The following is a 2,535-nucleotide window of genomic DNA, read 5'->3' as shown; positions in this document are numbered from 1 at the left end:
TTAGACGTCGAGCCGCCCCATTTGACCTGCGCGACAACGGCACCGTCCGACCATCGGCGCACGTCCACCCTCTGGATGGTCACCGGGAAGTTGTTCGGCCGAACGCCCAGGATCGTGTTGACCACGTTGGCCCAAAGGAAGCGGCCCTCCTTGGTTTCGAACGTGGTGGAGAAGCCCCAGGACCGATACTGGTACTTCGCGAACGACGTCCCATTGCCGCCCGAGCGGCCGGACGTGTCGCCTGACGCGTAGCCGCTGTCGTTGAGCGCATAGTCGGTTGGCAACCCGAAGCGGTTCGACGCGAGCATGTACTTCTCGCCGCCGATCGCGCTCGCCGGCACCGGCACCGCGTACTCGAATGGCGTCCGTTTGGAGCCTCGCGCCGATCCCGCCAACCGCTCGATCAGAGCGTTGGCATAGCGGCCGGGGCCGACCGGCGCGAGACCCGCCAGCAGCTTGTCGCCCTGCGCGGACACGGCGAGGTCGCCGTCATTGCGCTCCAGCGCGACGGTCGAGCCGGCGGTTTTGCCTGATATCGTTGCCAACTCCGAGCCCGGCGTCTGCCCGGCCTCCCAGGACGATTTCGAGAGCGTGAGGTCTCCCAGCTCCGGGATCGCAGGATTGGCCGAATCCACCGTCCGCGTGATCTGGACTTGCACGAGCCTATCAGTCGGCGAGCAGGCATAGAGCTTCTTGCCCGTCTGGACGGTCTCGTCGGAACCGATCACGCTGCCGGGCGTCCCTGAAGCCGGCAGCGCATCGGCCAGAAGGATCATAGGCCGATAGCCCAACACGGTGCTGACGATGCGGGTGCCATCCGTGTTGGCGGCCGAGATCAGCGTCCAGTCCGTGCCGAGAAAGATGGTCTTGGTTTCAACGGCCATCGTTGCGGCCCTTTCCAACACGGTTTGAACGGGATTTGAGGCGGGCGCGAATCCAGAACGGGAGGCCGAGCGCGAGGACGCCCGCGCCCATCAGGAGCGCCATCGGCCAGCCGGCGGAGGCGGCGACGCAATGGATCATGTCGAGGTCGGCCGTGAGCTTGCCGACGCCCGGATCGGCGTAGGCGAGATCGTGCGCCGCGCAGCAATGCGCCCAGGTGCCCTCGGGCCAGAGGGTGCAATGATCGGTCATTGCGCCACCTTCGCCGCCGCGCGGAAGAGGTCATCGACCTGATCGTCCGTCAGCTTCAGGACCGCTGCCAGCGCGTGGATGTTGGGATTGTCCAGCCGCCAAACGAGGGCGGACTCCCACCAGATGCGCATGGGCTCGTAGGCGTCGCTCCCGTCGATGATCGCTTTGACACGGCCATAGAGGCCGGCGTCGTAGAGCGCGATCTTGGCCTGTGCCGGCGTGACCTCGGACGGAACGGGATCAGCGGCGATCGGCGTTGCTGGCAACTCACTGAGGGGGCGCAACAGCCACGTATCCCCTGACCAGACGGCGAACTGTTTTTGCGGATCGAACTGCGGGGGCTCGACCAGCACCGAATTCACCGGCCGCCCAAGGTCGAGGTCGACGTTCCGCGTTTCGATCCAAACGGCGTTCTCGTCGATGAGATGAACTTTGGTCATGGCTTGCCTCGGATGAAACGCCGCATTCCGGTCGTCGGACTGCTGATGTTCGGCATCTGGAAGTCGGTGTCTGCGACGGCGGGCCGAGCCCTCTTGACGGTCGTTTTGGTGTTGTAGGGAACCGCCAAAGCCAGCCCGTCGCTCGGCCGCATGAAGCGCGGTAGCTGGGTCGGATAATCTACGAATCGAAACCCGAGTTTGGTCGTGGTCCCATTGGGCTGCATGACCCAGACGTCCGCACCGTTCATGAGGATGACGCGGCCTTTGCCATCGGTCTGGACGCTATAGACGTAGCCGGGAATATCTGGGTTCGCTGTGCTGCCCCCCGGCGGCGTCGTCAGAAGAAGTGTCGCCGTGCCGGTACTGGGATCGATGCGATGGACGGTGACATTGTTGCTATTGGGCAGCTGAGCCACAAGGTAGATGCTGCCCAATACATAGAATATGCGAGATGTGTTGATCTCGTTGGCTCTGGGGTGGGAAAACCAAGCCTGCCAATTGCCGGCGGCGCTTGGGTCCGTGGCACGATAGATGTTGCCGCTCGCCGACGAGAAATAGAACACGTCGTTCACGCAGATGATCGACGAATAAGTTCCGCTGGCGGACGCAGCATTGAGGCTCATGGAATTCCAAGAGCCGTCGTAGGAGGTTCTCCAGACCAGTTGGCTCGACCCTGCCACTTGGCCGACAAGGTAGCTGCCGGACATGGCATAGGACATGGCGAAGTTGCCGGAGGTGATGCTGTCGCTATGCTTCGTCCACGTCTCGCCGTCCGCCGAAATCTGGCTCACCATGACGACGTTGTTCTGATAGTCGAGCGTGTAGCGAGGCGGGGCGACGTATCCCCCCTTGAAGAAGAACACGTCAGCAGGCGCGGTAAACTGATGGCGGGTGGTGGTCAGTTCCGTGAAGGTCAGACCATCATCCCTAGGGTCAGGACCCATTGATTTGAGGCGCGCCG

The 2,535-nt window shown here is 63.2% G+C and carries 4 protein-coding genes; all 4 read right to left on the bottom strand.

Going from position 1 to position 2,535, the window contains the following annotated elements:
• A partial coding sequence (locus tag AUL28_RS21855; protein WP_156420145.1) for a hypothetical protein occupies positions 1–884 on the bottom strand: 884 nt, incomplete at its 3' end.
• A complete protein-coding gene (locus AUL28_RS21850) occupies positions 874–1,134 on the bottom strand; it encodes a hypothetical protein (protein ID WP_062224581.1) in 261 nt (86 codons plus the stop codon). The genes AUL28_RS21850 and AUL28_RS21855, both read right to left, overlap by 11 nt.
• Positions 1,131–1,574, bottom strand: coding sequence for a hypothetical protein (locus AUL28_RS21845; RefSeq protein ID WP_062224579.1), 444 nt, complete (start codon positions 1,572–1,574; stop codon positions 1,131–1,133). Before AUL28_RS21845 ends, AUL28_RS21850 begins: the two co-directional genes overlap by 4 nt.
• Positions 1,571–2,535: hypothetical protein (locus AUL28_RS23125; RefSeq protein WP_192843518.1), on the bottom strand; the 965-nt coding region annotated here is incomplete at its 5' end. The genes AUL28_RS21845 and AUL28_RS23125, both read right to left, overlap by 4 nt.

It is taken from the genome of Aureimonas sp. N4, assembly GCF_001463925.1.
Lineage (GTDB): Bacteria > Pseudomonadota > Alphaproteobacteria > Rhizobiales > Rhizobiaceae > Aureimonas > Aureimonas ureilytica_A.
The sequence above is the reverse complement of the archived record's forward strand: the minus strand, read 5'-3'. Positions and strand labels throughout refer to the sequence as shown.

Bases quoted from the DNA above. Each gene is read 5' to 3' on its own strand.
- AUL28_RS21850 (WP_062224581.1), bottom strand. From the start codon at position 1,134: ATGACCGATCATTGCACCCTCTGGCCCGAGGGCACCTGGGCGCATTGC.
- AUL28_RS21845 (WP_062224579.1), bottom strand. From the start codon at position 1,574: ATGACCAAAGTTCATCTCATCGACGAGAACGCCGTTTGGATCGAAACG.